General features: G+C 75.0%; 14 protein-coding genes. 4 read left to right on the forward strand and 10 right to left on the reverse strand.

Features of this window, described 5'->3' with window-relative positions:
• Positions 1–217: 217 nt before the first annotated feature.
• Together GA0070603_RS13525 and ligA are read right to left on the reverse strand one after the other, a co-directional pair.
• A complete protein-coding gene (locus GA0070603_RS13525; protein ID WP_091312734.1) occupies positions 218–2,938 on the reverse strand; it encodes a bifunctional diguanylate cyclase/phosphodiesterase in 2,721 nt (906 codons plus the stop codon).
• A 150-nt stretch (positions 2,939–3,088) separates the two neighbouring features.
• Entirely contained in the window at positions 3,089–5,224 is a 2,136-nt protein-coding gene (ligA, locus tag GA0070603_RS13530) for an NAD-dependent DNA ligase LigA (protein ID WP_091312737.1), read from the reverse strand.
• A gap of 273 nt (positions 5,225–5,497) precedes the next feature.
• On the opposite strand from ligA, the gene GA0070603_RS13535 reads away from it, so the two are divergent.
• Both GA0070603_RS13535 and GA0070603_RS13540 read left to right on the forward strand, forming a co-directional pair.
• A complete protein-coding gene (locus GA0070603_RS13535) occupies positions 5,498–6,052 on the forward strand; it encodes a type II toxin-antitoxin system PemK/MazF family toxin (protein WP_091312741.1) in 555 nt (184 codons plus the stop codon).
• A 64-nt stretch (positions 6,053–6,116) separates the two neighbouring features.
• Complete coding sequence (locus GA0070603_RS13540; protein ID WP_091312744.1) at positions 6,117–6,374, forward strand: hypothetical protein; 258 nt, start codon at positions 6,117–6,119, stop codon at positions 6,372–6,374.
• Positions 6,375–6,427: 53 nt separating this feature from the next.
• Here GA0070603_RS13540 and GA0070603_RS13545 read toward each other — a convergent pair whose 3' ends face one another.
• The 7 genes from GA0070603_RS13545 to GA0070603_RS13575 form a co-directional block, all read right to left on the reverse strand.
• Positions 6,428–7,441 (reverse strand): ADP-ribosylglycohydrolase family protein, encoded by a 1,014-nt coding sequence (locus GA0070603_RS13545; protein ID WP_091312749.1) that lies wholly within the window; start codon positions 7,439–7,441, stop codon positions 6,428–6,430.
• A 26-nt stretch (positions 7,442–7,467) separates the two neighbouring features.
• On the reverse strand, positions 7,468–7,836 hold the full coding sequence (locus tag GA0070603_RS13550) for a VOC family protein (RefSeq protein WP_208862876.1): 369 nt from the start codon (positions 7,834–7,836) through the stop codon (positions 7,468–7,470).
• A 36-nt stretch (positions 7,837–7,872) separates the two neighbouring features.
• Entirely contained in the window at positions 7,873–8,877 is a 1,005-nt protein-coding gene (locus GA0070603_RS13555) for a uroporphyrinogen decarboxylase/cobalamine-independent methonine synthase family protein (RefSeq protein ID WP_091312756.1), read from the reverse strand.
• 37 nt (positions 8,878–8,914) lie between these two features.
• On the reverse strand, positions 8,915–9,988 hold the full coding sequence (gene mnmA, locus GA0070603_RS13560; RefSeq protein WP_091312761.1) for a tRNA 2-thiouridine(34) synthase MnmA: 1,074 nt from the start codon (positions 9,986–9,988) through the stop codon (positions 8,915–8,917).
• Between the two features lie 37 nt (positions 9,989–10,025).
• Complete coding sequence (locus GA0070603_RS13565) at positions 10,026–11,201, reverse strand: cysteine desulfurase family protein (protein ID WP_091312768.1); 1,176 nt, start codon at positions 11,199–11,201, stop codon at positions 10,026–10,028.
• Positions 11,202–11,289: 88 nt separating this feature from the next.
• Complete coding sequence (locus GA0070603_RS13570) at positions 11,290–11,955, reverse strand: class F sortase (RefSeq protein WP_091312772.1); 666 nt, start codon at positions 11,953–11,955, stop codon at positions 11,290–11,292.
• Positions 11,952–12,782, reverse strand: a complete 831-nt coding sequence (locus GA0070603_RS13575) for a DUF4397 domain-containing protein (RefSeq protein ID WP_091312775.1) — start codon at positions 12,780–12,782, stop codon at positions 11,952–11,954. Before GA0070603_RS13575 ends, GA0070603_RS13570 begins: the two co-directional genes overlap by 4 nt.
• 241 nt (positions 12,783–13,023) lie before the next feature.
• Here GA0070603_RS13575 and GA0070603_RS13580 point away from each other — a divergent pair, with 241 nt between their 5' ends.
• Entirely contained in the window at positions 13,024–13,629 is a 606-nt protein-coding gene (locus GA0070603_RS13580; protein WP_091312778.1) for an RNA polymerase sigma factor, read from the forward strand.
• Positions 13,583–14,338, forward strand: a complete 756-nt coding sequence (locus tag GA0070603_RS13585; protein WP_091312782.1) for an anti-sigma factor — start codon at positions 13,583–13,585, stop codon at positions 14,336–14,338. The genes GA0070603_RS13580 and GA0070603_RS13585 overlap by 47 nt, the downstream gene beginning before the upstream one ends.
• A gap of 120 nt (positions 14,339–14,458) precedes the next feature.
• Here GA0070603_RS13585 and GA0070603_RS13590 read toward each other — a convergent pair whose 3' ends face one another.
• The gene (locus GA0070603_RS13590; protein WP_091312785.1) at positions 14,459–15,418 is read right to left on the reverse strand and encodes an electron transfer flavoprotein subunit alpha/FixB family protein; all 960 of its coding nucleotides are present in this window, start codon (positions 15,416–15,418) and stop codon (positions 14,459–14,461) included.

Here is a 15,418-nt window from a genome sequence, read left to right on the forward strand (position 1 = left end):
CTCGCCGGTGACGATGACGCGCGGTGACCGGAGCGAGTCTATTGCCCTCCGGTCGGGTCGACGCCTCCGACTCCCGGTGCCGGCCCGCCGGACGCCGGTCAGCGGGCGGCCGGGTTGCCGGTGAGCGGTCCCGGCCCGCGGCCCGGGTTGCCGGTGAGCGGTCCCGGCCCCGGGGGCCGGTTTGGCGATGAGCGCCGGCCCGGGGCCGGGTTGACGGTCAGCGGGGCGGGCGGCGCGGCCCGTCGCCGTCCGCCGCCACGGCCGGGTGGACCGGGCGGTAGCGGGACAGCCAGGTGACGAGTTCCTCGGCCGGCATGGGCCGGGCGTGGAACCAGCCCTGCGCCACGTCGCAGCCGGCCGCGTGCAGCAGCCGCCAGGTGCGCTCGTCCTCCACGCCCTCGGCCACCACCCGCAGCCCGAGCGCCCCGGCCAGCTCGATCATCGACCGGACGATGGCCGCGTCGTCGGGGTCGTCGGCCATCCCGAGCACGAACGACCGGTCCACCTTCACCTCGGACAGCGGCAGCCGGCGCAGGTGCTGCAACGACGAGTAGCCGGTGCCGAAGTCGTCCAGCGCGATGCCGACCCCGATCCGGTGCAGCTGGGTGATGCTGGCCAGCACCCGCCGCGGGTCGGCCATCAGCGCGCCCTCGGTGATCTCCACCTGGAGCCGGTCCGGCGGGACGCCGTACCGGGTCAGCCGGTCCGCGATCTGGTCGGCGATCTCGCCGGTGTGCAGGTCCCGGACGCTGACGTTGAGCGCGGCGCGCAGCGTGAGGCCGGCCGCCGACCACTTGGCCACCTGCTCCACCACGTCGTCCACCACCCGGCGGGTGAGCAGCCGCATCACGGCGCTCTGCTCGGCGACCTGGATCAGCTCTCCCGGATCGACCATGCCCCGGCGCGGGTGCCGCCAGCGCAGCAGCGCCTCGACCCCCACCACCTCGCCGGTCGCGATGGCGATCTGCGGCTGGTAGTACATGGTGATCTCGCCGGGGTCCCCGGCCGGGTCGTCGAGCCCGTCGCCGCGGCGGGCCCCGCCCGTGCCCCGCCGATCCGCCGTCCGGGCCGGCGCCGGGATGGCGTCGACCGTGGCGTCCGCCGGTCCACCGGCGTCCGGCGAATCCGGACCGCCGTGCTCCCGACGGCCGGCGGGCACGGTTTCGCCCGGGCCGCCGAGCACCGCGGCGGGCCGGCCGTGCGGCGCCTCGGCCTGCTCCACGCCTGCTGCCCCAGCGTCGGAGGCCGGGGCGAGCCGGTCCCCGTCACCGGGCGCGGCCGCCGGGGTGAGCCGGTCCCCGTCGCCCGGTGCGGCGGCCGGGCGCGCGCCTCGGCGGCGGATCGGGTCGGCGCCCGTGACGATCCGGTTGATCAGCTCGTCGTCGTGCCGCACCTCGACCCGCTCGCGCCGCCGCAGCCCCCACCGACCCGACCGCTCCAGCGTGCGGCGCGACCGCGCCGCCCCGGAACCGTCCGCGGGCCCGTCGCCGCGTCGCGCCCCCCGCATCCCGTTGCGGGGCAGGGCGTCGGCACGGGCGGGCCGCCCCGACGGGTCGGGCAGGCCGGGCGCCGGGGCGAGGGTCGCGCCGTCGCCGCCGCGTACGCCGGTCGGCTCCTCGGCCGGGGCCCGCGGGCCGGACTCCAGCACGCGGCGCAGGTCGGCGAGGAGGCTCAGCCGCTCGGCGGAGTTGTGGTCGGACTCGGGCGCGTAGACGGCGACCGTGTCGTTGCGGTGCTTCGCGTCGTACATGGCCACGTCGGCGTGGCGCATCAGGGTGGCGAAGTCCTCGCCGTGCTCGGGGAAGAGGGCGACGCCGATGGAGCCGCCCACGTCCAGCGGCAGGCCGTCCAGCGGCACCGGCTCGGCGAGCGCGGCCACCACCCGGTCGGCCCGCTCGCGCGCCTCGTCGGTGCCGGTGAGCCGGGGTACGACGATGGCGAACTCGTCGCCACCGAGCCGCGCCACCAGGTCCTCCTCGCCGACCACCTCGATGAGCCGGGCGCTCACCTCGACCAGCAGCCGGTCCCCGACGGCGTGCCCGAGCGCGTCGTTGACGTGCTTGAACCGGTCGAGGTCGAGCAGCAGCAGGGCCAGGTGGGCGTCGGGCTCGCCGCGGGCCGCGCGCTCGGCGTGCAGGTGGACCTGCTCGGCCACCTCGGTGAGCAGGGCCTTGCGGTTGGGCAGCCCGGTCAGGGGGTCGAGGTCGGCGAGCTGTTCCCGCTCGGCGGAGAGCCGCGCCATCCGGTAGACCGCGAACAGCGGCACCAGCACCAGCGGGATCAGGGCGGCGCTGGCCCGGGCGGCGGCCACCAGCACCGGGGCGAGCAGGAGCAGCGAGCCGGTGGAGAGCAGCTCGTAGGCCAGGCCGAGCCGGACGGCGGGCCACCAGCGGTCGCCGAACCGCAGGCGGATCGCGGAGCTGACCAGGCCGTAGTTGACCACGAACCACGCCGCCGTGGCACCGCCCACCGCCGCCACGTCGGTCCAGTGCAGCCGGCCGCCGTCGAAGAGTTCGCCCGACCCGAGCCGTGTGACCGCGTACGCGGCGGCCAGCGCGCACGCGTACTGGGCCCCGTTGAAGGCGGTGCGCCAACCGGCGTAGCCGAGCCGCCAGCCGGAGACGGCCACCGCGACGGCCTGCACCGCGACGGCCGGCCCGAGCCCCCAGCCGAGCAGGATGGCGAAGGTGAAGCAGGTCGACGGGAACACCGCCGAGGTCTGGCGTCGCCCGGGCGGCACGAACGGGCGGGCGTCGCAGGCGACGGCGAGCGCCGCCATCGTCCAGAAGGCGGCCGGCAGGTGGGGCAGCTCGTCGGGGAGCGCGGCCAGCGGCCCGGCCGAGACGAGCAGGGCCACGACGCCGACCACGCTGACGAAGCCGAAGAACGGCCCGGTCCGCCCGGGCGGGACGGAGTTTCGCGGGTCGCCGGTCTCCATCGCACCTCCCGGGATCGGCCCTGGCGCGCGCCGTCACACGCCGTACGCCAATGAAACGCCCTCGGTGCCGATTTCCCCGACACGACAGTCACGAATCGGTCGTAGTCGTAATTAAGTTGGAATACGCGCCAGGCAGTGACACGAGGGCGGTCAGCCCTCGGTGCGGGCCACCTCCCGGGCCGCGTCCGGGCCGGACTCCAGCAGGACCCGGAAGCCCTCCTCGTCGAGGATCGGCAGTTTCAGGTCGGCCGCCTTGTCGGCCTTGGACCCGGGGTTGTCGCCGACCACCACGAAGCCGGTCTTCTTGGAGACCGAGCCGGTGACCTTGCCGCCCCGGCTCTGGATCGCCTCGGACGCCTGGTCGCGGCTGAACCCGGCCAGCGTGCCGGTGACCACCACCGTCACCCCGTCGAGCGGGCGCGGGCCCTCCTCGCCGGCCTCCTCGGCCATCCGTACGCCGGCCTCGGCCCACTTGCGCACCACCTCGCGGTGCCAGTCGACGGCGAACCACTCCTTGATGCTGGCCGCGATCGTCGGGCCGACCCCGTCCACCGAGGACAGCTCCTCCTCGCTCGCCGCGTCGATGGCCTCGACCGAGCGGAAGTGCCGGGCGAGCGCCTGGGCCGCGGTCGGGCCGACGTGTCGGATGGAGAGCGCGACCAGCACCCGCCACAGCTCGCGTTCCTTGGCCACGGCCAGGTTGTCGAGCAGCTTCGTGGCGTTGCTGCCGAGGCTGCCGTCCTTGTTGACGAAGAACGGGGAGCGGGAGAGCTGCTCGGCGTCGAGGCCGAACAGGTCGCCCTCGTCGTGGATGACCCCGGCGTCGAGCAGCGCGGCGGCGCCCTTGTAGCCGAGCACCTCGATGTCGAAGGCGCCCCGGCCGGCCAGGTGGAAGACCCGCTCCCGCAGCTGCGCCGGGCAACTGCGCGAGTTGGGGCAGCGGATGTCGACGTCGCCCTCCTTGGCCGGCGCCAGCGGGGTGCCGCAGGCCGGGCAGGTGGTGGGCATCACGAACGGGCGCGCGTCGGCGGGACGCAGGTCGACCACCGGGCCGAGCACCTCGGGGATGACGTCGCCCGCCTTGCGCAGCACCACCGTGTCGCCGATGAGGACGCCCTTGCGCTCGACCTCACGGGCGTTGTGCAGGGTGGCCAGGGCGACCGTGGAACCGGCCACCCGGACCGGTTCGAGGACGGCGAACGGGGTGACCCGGCCGGTGCGCCCCACGTTGACGTCGACGTCGAGCAGCTTGGTGGTCACCTCCTCCGGCGGGTACTTGAAGGCGATGGCCCACCGCGGCGCGCGGCTGGTCGAGCCGAGCCGCCCCTGGATGGAGACCGGGTCGACCTTGACCACCACGCCGTCGATCTCGTGCTCGACGTCGTGCCGGTGCTCGGCGTAGTAGGCGATGTATTCGGCCACCCCGGCCAGGTCGGGCACCACGCGCCAGCGGTCGCTGGTGGGCAGCCCCCACGCCTTGAGCGCCGCGTAGGACTCGGACTGGGCGGCCGGCTGGAAGCCCCGCCGGGCGCCGATGCCGTGCACCACGAGTCGCAGCGGCCGGGAGGCGGTGATCCGCGGGTCCTTCTGCCGCAGGCTGCCGGCGGCCGCGTTGCGCGGGTTGGCGAACGGGGCCTTGCCCTGCTCGACCAGGCCGGCGTTGAGGTCGGCGAAGCCGGCCACCGGGAAGTAGATCTCGCCGCGCACCTCGAGGAACTCCGGCACGTCGGGGAAGTCGTCGGAGGGAGTCAGGCGGGCCGGCACGTCCCGGATGCTGCGTACGTTGGCGGTGACGTCCTCGCCGGTGCGCCCGTCGCCCCGGGTGGCGGCCCGGACCAGCCGCCCCTTCTCGTAGGTCAGGTTGATGGCCAGGCCGTCGACCTTCAGCTCGCAGAGGTAGGGCACCGGGCCGCCGGCGTCCCGCTCGACCCGCTCGGCCCACGCGGCCAACTCCTCGTCGGCGAAGGCGTTGTCGAGCGAGAGCATCCGCTCGGCGTGGGCCACCGGGGTGAAGTCGGTGGAGAAGGTGCCGCCGACGCGCTGGGTCGGCGAGTCGGGGGTGCGCAGCGCCGGGTATTCCTCCTCCAGGGCCTCCAGCTCGCGCAACTGCTTGTCGAACTCGGCGTCGGAGATGGTCGGCGCGTCCAGCACGTAGTAGCGGTACTGGTGCTCGGTGAGCTCCTGGCTCAGCGTCGCGTGCCGCTCCCGCGCCTCCGGGGTCGGTTCGGCGCCCGCCGCCGCCTCCTGCGCGGCGCTGACCGTCTGGGGAATCGCTTCTTCGGACACCCTGCCGCCTTCGGACACCGCTGTCGACCTCCCGTGATCGTGCTACCCCCGCACGGTAGCGGGCGGGCCCGACAACCGCTCCCGCCCCGTCGTCCCGTTCCCCGTCGATCATGAGGTCGGCGGCACCGAAGCGGACATTCCACCCCGCCAACCTCATGATCGACCAGCGGGTTGCGGGCCGGGGGCGGGTCGTGGTGCCAGGTGGTGGGGTGGTTGGCGTGCGAGGATCGCCGGGCGGTGGTTCGCCGGCAGTGGCGAGAGGCAGGAGTACGGATGCGCGACGCGCTGATCTGGGCGGCGGTGATCGTGGGCTGCGTCGCGGCCGGCTGGCTGTGGGGCGAGTGGCGACGCCGGGCCGCGGACCGGTCCACCGGGGCGGGTCGGAGCGCGGGGGGCCGTGGCTCCCGGCCCGACGGTCGCCCCGACGGCGGCCGGCCCGGCGGGAAGCCGGCGCGCGGGCGTACCGGGGCGCCGCCGCGGCCTCGGCGCGCCGGGAAGGACTCGGCGGAGGGGCCCCGGCCAGGGGAGATCTGGTGGGCGGACGTGCCCTACGCCGACGGGACCGGCTCGAAGGTGCGGCCCTGCCTGGTGCTGCGGGTCGACAGCCAGGTCGCCGACGTCCTCAAGATCACCAGTCAGGACAAGTCGGACCGGGACGACCACCTGCCGATCCCCACCCGGAGCTGGGACCCGGACGCCGACCACGACAGCTTCCTGGACATCAGCGAGCCCATCCCGGTGCCCCTCGCCGCGTTCGGGGACCGGGCCGGCGCCTGCGACCCCGACCTCTGGCGCGGCATCCGCCGCCTCCCCCACCTGACCGCCTGACCCGTGCAACCAGCAGCTCAGCCGCGTCGGTTTCAGGTCGCATCTCCCGGGAACCACGCCTGCCATGTCCGAGCCCCTGGAGGAGCGTGCGAAGAACGCGGTGCGCGACGTCCATCGGGCCGCCACCCGGCACCGGGACGACAGCCTGCACCGGGCGGCGGTGGAAATCAGCCACATGGCTCGTGAGCTGGGGCACGATCCCGGCCCGATCGCGGATTGGCGGCCCTGCCCGGTCTGCGGGGCGGACCCGGGGGCGCACTGCATCCAGGTGCCCGGGCACGACATGGTCGATGGCATGCATCCGGAACGCACCAGGGAATAGGACGCGGTGGATGGCCACCGAGTGAGTCCGTCGGCGGCGTGCGGGGGCGGCCGTCAGTCGAGCGGCGCGGCGAGGGTGGCGAGTTGGTTGGCGTACTCGATGCGGGTGGACCAGTCGGCCGGCCAGGCAGCCATGCCGTAGGTGGCACCGACGAAGGCGCCGGCCAGGGCGGCGATGGAATCCGAGTCGCCGGCCGTCGTTGCGCCGCGGGCCAGCGCGCCGACCGGGTCGTCGGCGTGCCGCAGGGCGCAGAGCAGGGCCGTGGCCAGCGCTTCCTCCGCGATCCAGCCCTCGCCGGTGAGCCGGCACGGGTCGCCGCCGTCGTCGGGGCGGGCCAGTGCCGCGTCGAGCCGGCCGAGCACGCGCAGGCACTCGTCCCAGCCCCGGGCGATGAACTCCTCCGGCGTGCGGTCGTCCGCGCGCCGCCACAGGTCGCCGAGCCAGTCGGCCCGGTAGACCGTGCGCTGGTCCTGGGCCCGGTCGGTGAGCAGTCGCGGCAGGTCGGGCAGCGTGGCGCCGTCACGCAGCAGCCGGACCGCGTACGCGGTCAGCTCGCTGGCCGCCAGGCCGGTCGGGTGGCCGTGGGTCAGGCCGGCCTGGAGCTGGGCCAGCCCGGCCAGGGTGTCGAGGTCGACGTCGAGCAGCCCGACGGGGGTGACCCGCATGTTCGCGCCGCAGCCCTTCGAACCGGCGACCGTGGCCTCCTGCCAGCGGGTGCCCCGCTCCAGCTCGGCGCAGGCGCGCAGGCAGGTCATCCCGGGCGCGCGGTTGTTGTCCGGGCTGACCGCCCAGTCGAGGAACCGCCGCCGCAGCAACGGCTCCACCGCCTCCGCCGTGTAGGCCGGGGCGTCGTGCAGCGCCCAGGCCACGGCGAGCGCCATCTGGGTGTCGTCGGTGACCAGCGCCGGGTCGCCGGTCAGCTCGCGGGGGCCGGCCGGACCGTAGCGGCGGACGATCTCGGTGACGGTGAGGAACTCGGTGGGCTTGCCCAGGGCGTCGCCGTAGGCGAGGCCGAAGAGCGAGCCGGCGGCGCGGCGCGGGGCGGAGTCGATCACGGTGGCGATCATGCCCCGCCCGCGCAAGACCCGCCCGGTCAGTCCCAGCAGAGGCAGAACGGGTGCCCGGCCGGGTCGGCGTAGACCCGGAAGCCCTCCCCCTCGCCGGGCAGCCGGCGGGCGCCGAGGGCCAGCGCGGCCTTCTCGGCGGCCTCGATGTCGTCGACCGTCACGTCGAGGTGGAACTGCTGCGGCCGCTCCGGGTCCGGCCACTCGGGGGCACGCAGGTTGAGCGCCTTCTGGAAGGCGACACGCGGCTGGTGACCGGGCCGGCCACCGAGCACCACCCAGTCGTCACCGTCGGAGTTCTCCTCGATCAGCGGGAGGCCGAGCAGCTCCGCGTAGAAGCCGGCCAGCGCGCGCGGATCGGGGCAGTCGATCACCACGGAACGCAGCTGTCCAATCATGCCGGTCATCCTGCCCCGGACGTACGACAGGAAACCTCAGTCCTCGGCGAGCCGGCGGCCGGCGTCCCGGCAGGCGGCGAGGACCGTCCGCACGTACGCCGGGGTGGCCCCGGCCAGGCCGCAGGCGGGGGTGACCACCACCTGCTCGGCGAGCCGGCGTCGGGGGAAGCCGAGCTGGTCCCAGACCCGGCGTACCCGCTCGGCGACCTGGGCCGAGGTCGGCGCGCGACCGGCCGGCGGCGGCAGCGCGGGCGCGGCGCCGGCCAGCAGCCCGAGCCCGGCGTCGATGGCCTCGCCGAGCGGGTCCAGATCCTTGACCAGGTCGAGGTCGAGGGCGACGCCGACGGCTCCGGCGGTGCGGATGAGGTCCAGCGGCACGTCCGGCGCGCAGCAGTGCACCACGGTGGGTACGCCGGCCGCCTCGATGACGTCGTGCAGCAGCGTGCGGGCCACCTCGGACCCGACCGCCCGGTGGGTGCCGAAGCCGCTCTCGGTGGGCACCCGGCCGGCCAGCACCGCGGGCAGCGACGGCTCGTCGAGCTGGAGCAGCACCGTGGCGCGGGGCAGTCGCCGGGCCACCGCCGCCACGTGCCCGCGCAGCCCCTCGCCGAGCGAGCCGGCGAGGTCCCGAACCGCGCCGGGGTCGCGCAGCAGCCGGCCGCCGATCGGCAGCTCCAGCGAGGCGGCCAGGGTGAACGGGCCGGCGGCCTGGACCTTGACCGGGCCGGCGTACTCCTCGGCCTGCTCGGCGAGCTGGTCGAGGTCGCGTTCCATCAAATCCCGGGCGCGGCGCAGGTCGCGGCCGGGGCGCGGGGCGATCCGCCAGCGGGCCGCGTACAGCTCGACGGGCAGCTCGACGAGGAGGCCGCCGGTGCGGCCGATCAGGTCGGCGCCGGGGCCCCGGGCGGGCAGCTCCGGCAGGTGCGGCAGGGCGGGCAGCTCACCGAGCACGATCCGCTGCGCCTCGGCGACGTCGGTGCCGGGCAACGACCCGATCCCCGTCGCCGTGCCCACTCCCCACGGCCAGGTGGTCTCACTCACCGCCGCAGCCTATCCACCGCCGCGCGCGCCGCGGGCTCTAGGCGGTGATGGTGGCCGAGCCGAGGACGACATCGCCGGCGGGGTCCGGGCGGTACGCCACGATCGCCTGGCCGGCGGCCACCCCGCGTACCGGGCGGCGCAGGTCGGCGTGCAGCCCGTCGGCGTGCAACGACACGGTCGCCGGCACCACGTCGCCGTGCGCCCGGAGCTGCACCTCGCACTCGATCGGCCCGTCGGGGCGCGTGCCGCCGGTCCAGACCGGACGGGTGGCCCGCACCTCGGCGACCTCCAGGGCCTCGGCCGGGCCGACCGTCACGGTGTTGGTCTTCGGGGTGATGGAGAGCACGTAGCGCGGCCGGCCGTCCGCGGCGGGCCGGTCCAGGTGCAGGCCGCGCCGCTGCCCGACGGTGTACTGGTAGGCGCCGGTGTGGCTGCCCACCACCGCGCCGGTGAGCGCGTCCACCACCTCGCCGGGCGCCTCGCCGAGCCGCTGGGACAGGAAGCCCCGGGTGTCGCCGTCGGCGATGAAGCAGATGTCGTGCGAGTCCGGCTTGTCCGCCACGGCCAGGCCGCGCCGGGCGGCCTCCGCGCGCACCTCGGCCTTCGTCGAGTCGCCGAGTGGGAAGATCGACCGGTCGAGCTGCGCGCGGGTGAGCACCGCGAGGACGTACGACTGGTCCTTGGCCGCGTCGACGCTGCGGCGCAGCAGGCCGTCCGCGCCGAGCCGCGCGTGGTGGCCGGTGACCACGGCGTCGAAGCCCAGGGCAACGGCCCGGTCCAGCACCGCGGCGAACTTGATCTTCTCGTTGCAGCGCAGGCACGGGTTCGGGGTACGGCCCGCCGCGTACTCGGCCACGAAGTCGTCCACCACGTCCTCGTGGAACCGGTCGGCCATGTCCCAGACGTAGAACGGGATGCCGAGCACGTCGGCGGCGCGGCGGGCGTCCCGGGAGTCCTCCAGGGTGCAGCAGCCCCGGGCGCCGGTGCGGTAGGTCTGCGGGTTGCGGGCCAGCGCCAGGTGCACGCCGGTCACGTCGTGCCCGGCCTCCACCGCGCGCGCCGCCGCCACGGCGGAGTCCACCCCGCCCGACATCGCCGCCAGAACCCTCACCAGCTCACTCCCCTCGTCATCACCGAGGGTATCCGGGTCAGCGGGGGGTGCGGAGGGCGGCCGCGCGGCGGGCCCGCTCCACGGCGCCCGGCAGCGCCGCGATGAGGGCGTCGACCTCCGCCTTGGTGCTGGTGTGACCGAGGGTGAAGCGCAGCGACGAGCGGGCCCGGTCGTCGTCGGCGCCCATGGCGAGCAGCACGTGCGAGGGCTGGGCCACCCCGGCCGAGCAGGCCGAGCCGGTCGAGCAGGCGATGCCCTGGGCGTCGAGGAGCAGCAGCAGCGCGTCCCCCTCGCAGCCGGGGAAGGAGAAGTGCGCGTTGCCGGGGAGCCGATCGGTCGGGTCGCCGTTGAAGATCACCTCGGGGACCGCCTGCCGGACCCGCTCGACCAGGTCATCGCGGAGCGCGGCGACCCGGGCCGCGTACTCCTGCTGGCCCTTCACCGCGGCCTCCACGGCGACCGCGAAGGCGACGATGCCGGCGGTGTCGAGGGTGCCGGAGCGGACGTCGCGCTCCTGGCCGCCGCCGTGCAGCAGCGGGGTGGCGGCGACGTCGCGGGCCAGCAGCAGCGCGCCGACCCCGGCCGGACCGCCGAGCTTGTGGCCGGTGACGGTGAGCGCGGCCGCGCCGCTGGCGGCGAAGTCGACAGGCACCTGGCCGACCGCCTGGATCGCGTCGGTGTGGAAGGGCACGCCGTGCTCGGCGGCGACCGCGGCCAGTTCGGCCACCGGCTGCACGGTGCCCACCTCGTTGTTGGCCCACATGGCGGTGACCAGGGCCACCCGGTCGCCGTGCGCGGCCAGTTCGGCGCGCAGCCGCTCCGGGTCGAGCCGGCCGGCGGCGTCGACCGGCAACCAGCCGACCTCGGCGCCCTCGTGCCCGGCCAGCCAGTCCACCGCGTCCAGCACGGCGTGGTGCTCGACGGCGCTGGAGACCACCCGGATCCGCTCGGCCCGGGCGGCGCGGCGGGCCCAGAAGATCCCCTTCACGGCGAGGTTGTCGCTCTCCGTGCCGCCCCCGGTGAAGATCACCTCGGACGGGCGGGCGCCGAGCACGGCGGCCACCCGCTCGCGGGACTCCTCCACCCGCCGCCGGGCGCGCCGGCCCGCCGCGTGCAGCGACGACGCGTTGCCCACCTCGCGGGCCGTGGCGACGTACGCCTCGAGTGCCTCGTCGAGCATCGGGGTCGTCGCCGCGTGATCCAGGTATGCCATCACCGTTCAGCCTAACGGCCGACGGGCGTGCCGCCGGATGCCGGACCGCCCGTCCCGCACTGGGGTGGGGGCGGGCGGTCCGGACGCCTCAGGTGGGAACCGCGGTGACGACGATGTTGTCCCGGTAGTGCCGGGTCTTCGCGTCGAACGGGCCGCCGCAGGTGATCAGGGTGAGCCGGGGGCTGCCGTCCCGGGCGAAGTACCGGTCGAGCGGGATACGCGTCTTCGCGTACTCCTCCCGGGCCACCACCCGGTAGGGGCGCTCCCGGCCGTCGGCGCCGGTCACGGTGAGGGTGTCCCCCCGGTCCAGCTCGCGCAGCCGGAAGAACGCCCCCCGGCCCTGGTCGGCGCTGTCGACGTGGCCGGCGATCACCACCGAGCCGGTCCCGGCCTCCAGGCCGGGCCCGTAGCGGTACCAGCCGACCCGGTCGACGCTGGGCGGCACCTCGAACTCGTCGGTGCGCCGGTTGATGCCGACCGGGTCGACCGTGGCGGTGACCCCGATGGGCGGGATGCGCAGCCCCACCGGCGGGACGGTCGTCCCGGCCGCCGGCAGGGTGCCCGCGTTCACCGGCACCGACGGGTCACCCGTCGCCGTTGGCGTGGCGGCGGGGGTGGCGCTGGCCAGGGCCGCCGCCTCCTCGGCGCCGACGTCCTCGGCGGGCCGTGACCCGCAGGCCACCACGGCCGCGACGGTGAGCGCGGCGACGCCGGCGGCCATCGCCGCCAGCGCCCCGCGGTGTCGCACCGTCACCGGCGACCGGTCCGGGCGGTGGCCACCCGGGCGCCGCCGCTGACGAGGAGCAGCACGCCGGCGCCGGCCAGCACGTACCACCAGGCGTCCACGCCGGTGCCGGCCTGACCACCGGTGCCGCTGGGCACGCCGCCGGGGGCCGAGTGCAGCCCGCTGATCGTCTGGGCGACCACCGTCAGGTTCTTGGCCTCCGCGGAGCCGATCGCGTAGACGATCGTGGCGGTGCCCTCCTTGAGGTTCAGGTCGGCCGGGCCGATGGCGACCGTGTCGGTGCCGGCGAGCACCACGTCGGCCTTCACGGTGCCGGCGGCCACGTCGGCCTTGGCCTCCTTCGGGTTGGTCAGGTTCTCGAAGACCGGCTTGCCACCGGCGCGCACGTCGACGGCCGGGGCGGCGGCGGTGTGCCGGACGATCAGGCGGGCCTTGCCGGCGTCCACCTTGGACACGTCGTTGACGAACGGGGTGATCCGCGGCTTGCCGTCGGCGCTCAGGTGGGCGGCGAGGCTGATGTTCGCGCCGCCCGGCACCGCGGCGTCGTCGACCGTGAGGATCGCCTTGTCGATGGCCTCGCCGGGCTTGGTGAGGGCGATGTCGTACTCCCCCTGGGGCAGGGTGAGCGGGCCGGCCACGTCGCCGGGCTTGAAGTTGTCCAGCGTCTTCCTGCCGTTGACGTACACGTCGACCGGGGTGTCCGGGATGCCGTGGACCACGGAGACCTTGGACGAGGCGGCGTAGGCCGGGCTCGAGGTGGCTGCGCCGACGCCGGCGAACGTCAGGGCGGACACCGCGCCGATGGCGGCGGCCCGACGGAACATGGCGAACTGCATTGTCTGCCTCCTGGTGGTTGGTGCTGATTCGTCAGGACTGGCGTGCAGAACGAGTTACGCCGGCTCCGTCAGCCCCGGATGCGCCCGGGATCCGATTTCTTTTTCCGGCCCGCGGCGCATCCGGACCGGCCCCCGCCGACGAATGGGAGGTGACGGGGGAACCCGACCGACACACCGGGAGAGTGGGGCGACGGCTGTGGGAGTTACAGTTCGGCATGCCCCAGGGAAGGCGAGCCGCCCCGTGACGGTGCCATCGCAGGGACCGGAGCCGCCGGGCGAGGACGACCTCGCGACGCGGTTCCGTGACGGCGACGAGGCCGCTCTGCGCGAGGCGTACGACAGGTACGGCCGAGCGGTGCTGCACCTGGCCACCACGACGCTCGCCAACCGGAGCGACGCCGAGGACGTGACCCAGGCGACATTCGTGGCCGCCTGGCTCGGCCGGGAGACGTTCGACCCGGCGAAGGGTTCGCTGATCGGCTGGCTGCTCGGCATCGGGCGGCGCAAGGTGGTCGACCGGATCCGGGTCGCGACCCGGGAGACCCGGGTGGTCGAGACGGTGAAGCAGTTGCCCGAGCCGGTCTCCACCGGTCCCGACCCCGACACCGTGGTCGACCGGCTGGTGGTCGCCGACGAGCTGGCCCGCCTCCCCGACGAGCAGCGCCGGATGCTGGAGCTGGCGTTCTACGACGACCTGACCCACCAGCAGATCGCGACCGTGACCGGAGTGCCGCTCGGCACGGTCAAGAGCCATATCCGGCGCGGCATGCAGAGCCTGAAACGCAGATGGGAGGTGGACGGTGCAGCACCTGGACCACGACCGGCTGGTCTTTCTGGCGCTCGGTGAGAGCGAGGCGGCGGACCGTGAGGCCACCCATCTCGACACCTGCGAGCACTGCCGCGGCGAGCTGGAGACGCTCCAGCACGTCGCCGGGCTGGGCGCCGGCACGCAGGGCCTGACCGACCTGCCCGACCCGCCGGAGCACGTCTGGCAGGGCATCGTCGCCGAGGTCCGGGCCGCCGAGGCGCTGCCCACGCTGACCGACCGACGCCCGCCGCGCGCCGGTGAGCCGGCCGCACCGGCGGCCGCGCCGCGCCCTCGCCGCGGCCGCCGGTGGCCCCGCTGGGCCACCACGGCGGTCACCGCCGCGGCCGCCGCTCTGATCGGCGTGGTGGGCACCGCCGCGGTGCTGGGCGGGGGCGACGAGCCGGCCCCGCGGCCCACGGTGCTGGCCAGCGCGCCGCTGGCCGCTTTCGGGTCGACGCCGAAGGACGCCTCGGGTGACGCCCGGGTGCTCGGCGACAACCAGTTGCACCTGCACGTGGCGAATCTCCCGAGCGTTCCCGGGTACTACGAGGTCTGGCTCATCGATCCCAAGACGATGGAGATGTTCTCCTTGGGTACGCTGAGCAAGGCGTCGGGAGACGAGTTGCTGCCGATGCCTCCGAACGTGGACCTCCGGACCTACTCGGTGGTCGACGTCTCCGCCGAACAGTTCGACAACAAGCCCGCCCACTCCGGCGACAGCCTGCTGAGGGGCACCCTGACGGGCTGATCGGCGGGCCGGCTCAGCTCCCCGGCCCGCCGATCAGCTCCCTTCCACCGCACGGAAGGGCCCGCGACACACGCGAGCCGCCGCCCGGATCACCGGACGGCGGCTCGTGTCGTGACGGGGTCACTTGCGCTTGCGGATCTCCTCGGCGGCCTGCGGGACGACCTTGAACAGGTCGCCGACCACGCCGAAGTCGGCCAGCTCGAAGATCGGCGCCTCGCCGTCCTTGTTCACGGCGACGATGGTCTTCGAGGTCTGCATGCCGGCCCGGTGCTGGATCGCGCCGGAGATGCCCAGCGCGACGTAGAGCTGCGGGGAGACGGTCTTGCCGGTCTGGCCCACCTGGAACTGGTGCGGGTAGAAGCCGGAGTCGACCGCCGCGCGGGACGCGCCGACCGCGCCGCCGAGCAGGTCGGCCAGCTCCTCGACCAGCTTGAAGTTGTCGGCGTTGCCGACGCCGCGACCGCCGGAGACGACGACCGACGCCTCGGTGAGCTCGGGGCGGGAGCCCTTCTGCTCGGCGACCCGCTCGACGACCTTGGCCAGCTTGTCCGCGTCGGAGACCGACACGGTGAGCTGCTCGACGGCCGGGGTGGCCGCGGCCGGGGTCGGGTTGAGCGAGTTGGGCCGGACGGTGACCAGCGGCAGGCCCTTGGTGACCTTGGACTTGACGATGGTGGAGCCGGCGAAGGCGACCTGGGTGGCGGTGCCGTCGGCGGCCAGGGCCACCACGTCGGTCAGGATGCCGTTGTCCAGCTTGACGGCCAGGCGGGCGGCGATCTCCTTGCCCTCCTGGGAGGAGGCGAGCAGCACGGCGGCCGGCTGCACCCGCCGGACCAGCTCGGCCAGCACGGTGGCCTTCGGGGCCACCAGGTAGCCGTCGATCTCCTCGCCCTCGGCGGCGTAGATCTTCTCCGCGCCGTACTCGCCCAGCTTGGCGCTCAGCGCCTCGGCGGCGCCGGCGCCACCGAGCACGACCGCGCTCGGGGTGCCCAGCTCGCGGGCGAGGGTGAGCATCTCCAGGGTGACCTTCTTGACGCCGAATTCCTTGGTGGCTTCGACGACGACGAGAACCTCAGACAT

Source organism: Micromonospora chersina, assembly GCF_900091475.1.
Lineage (GTDB): Bacteria > Actinomycetota > Actinomycetes > Mycobacteriales > Micromonosporaceae > Micromonospora > Micromonospora chersina.

Coding starts and splice junctions, on each gene's coding strand:
- GA0070603_RS13525 (WP_091312734.1), bottom strand. CDS start 2,938: ATGGAGACCGGCGACCCGCGAAACTCCGTCCCGCCCGGGCGGACCGGG.
- GA0070603_RS13535 (WP_091312741.1), top strand. CDS start 5,498: ATGCGCGACGCGCTGATCTGGGCGGCGGTGATCGTGGGCTGCGTCGCG.
- GA0070603_RS13540 (WP_091312744.1), top strand. CDS start 6,117: ATGTCCGAGCCCCTGGAGGAGCGTGCGAAGAACGCGGTGCGCGACGTC.
- GA0070603_RS13545 (WP_091312749.1), bottom strand. CDS start 7,441: ATGATCGCCACCGTGATCGACTCCGCCCCGCGCCGCGCCGCCGGCTCG.
- GA0070603_RS13550 (WP_208862876.1), bottom strand. CDS start 7,836: ATGATTGGACAGCTGCGTTCCGTGGTGATCGACTGCCCCGATCCGCGC.
- GA0070603_RS13565 (WP_091312768.1), bottom strand. CDS start 11,201: ATGGCATACCTGGATCACGCGGCGACGACCCCGATGCTCGACGAGGCA.
- GA0070603_RS13575 (WP_091312775.1), bottom strand. CDS start 12,782: ATGCAGTTCGCCATGTTCCGTCGGGCCGCCGCCATCGGCGCGGTGTCC.
- GA0070603_RS13590 (WP_091312785.1), bottom strand. CDS start 15,418: ATGTCTGAGGTTCTCGTCGTCGTCGAAGCCACCAAGGAATTCGGCGTC.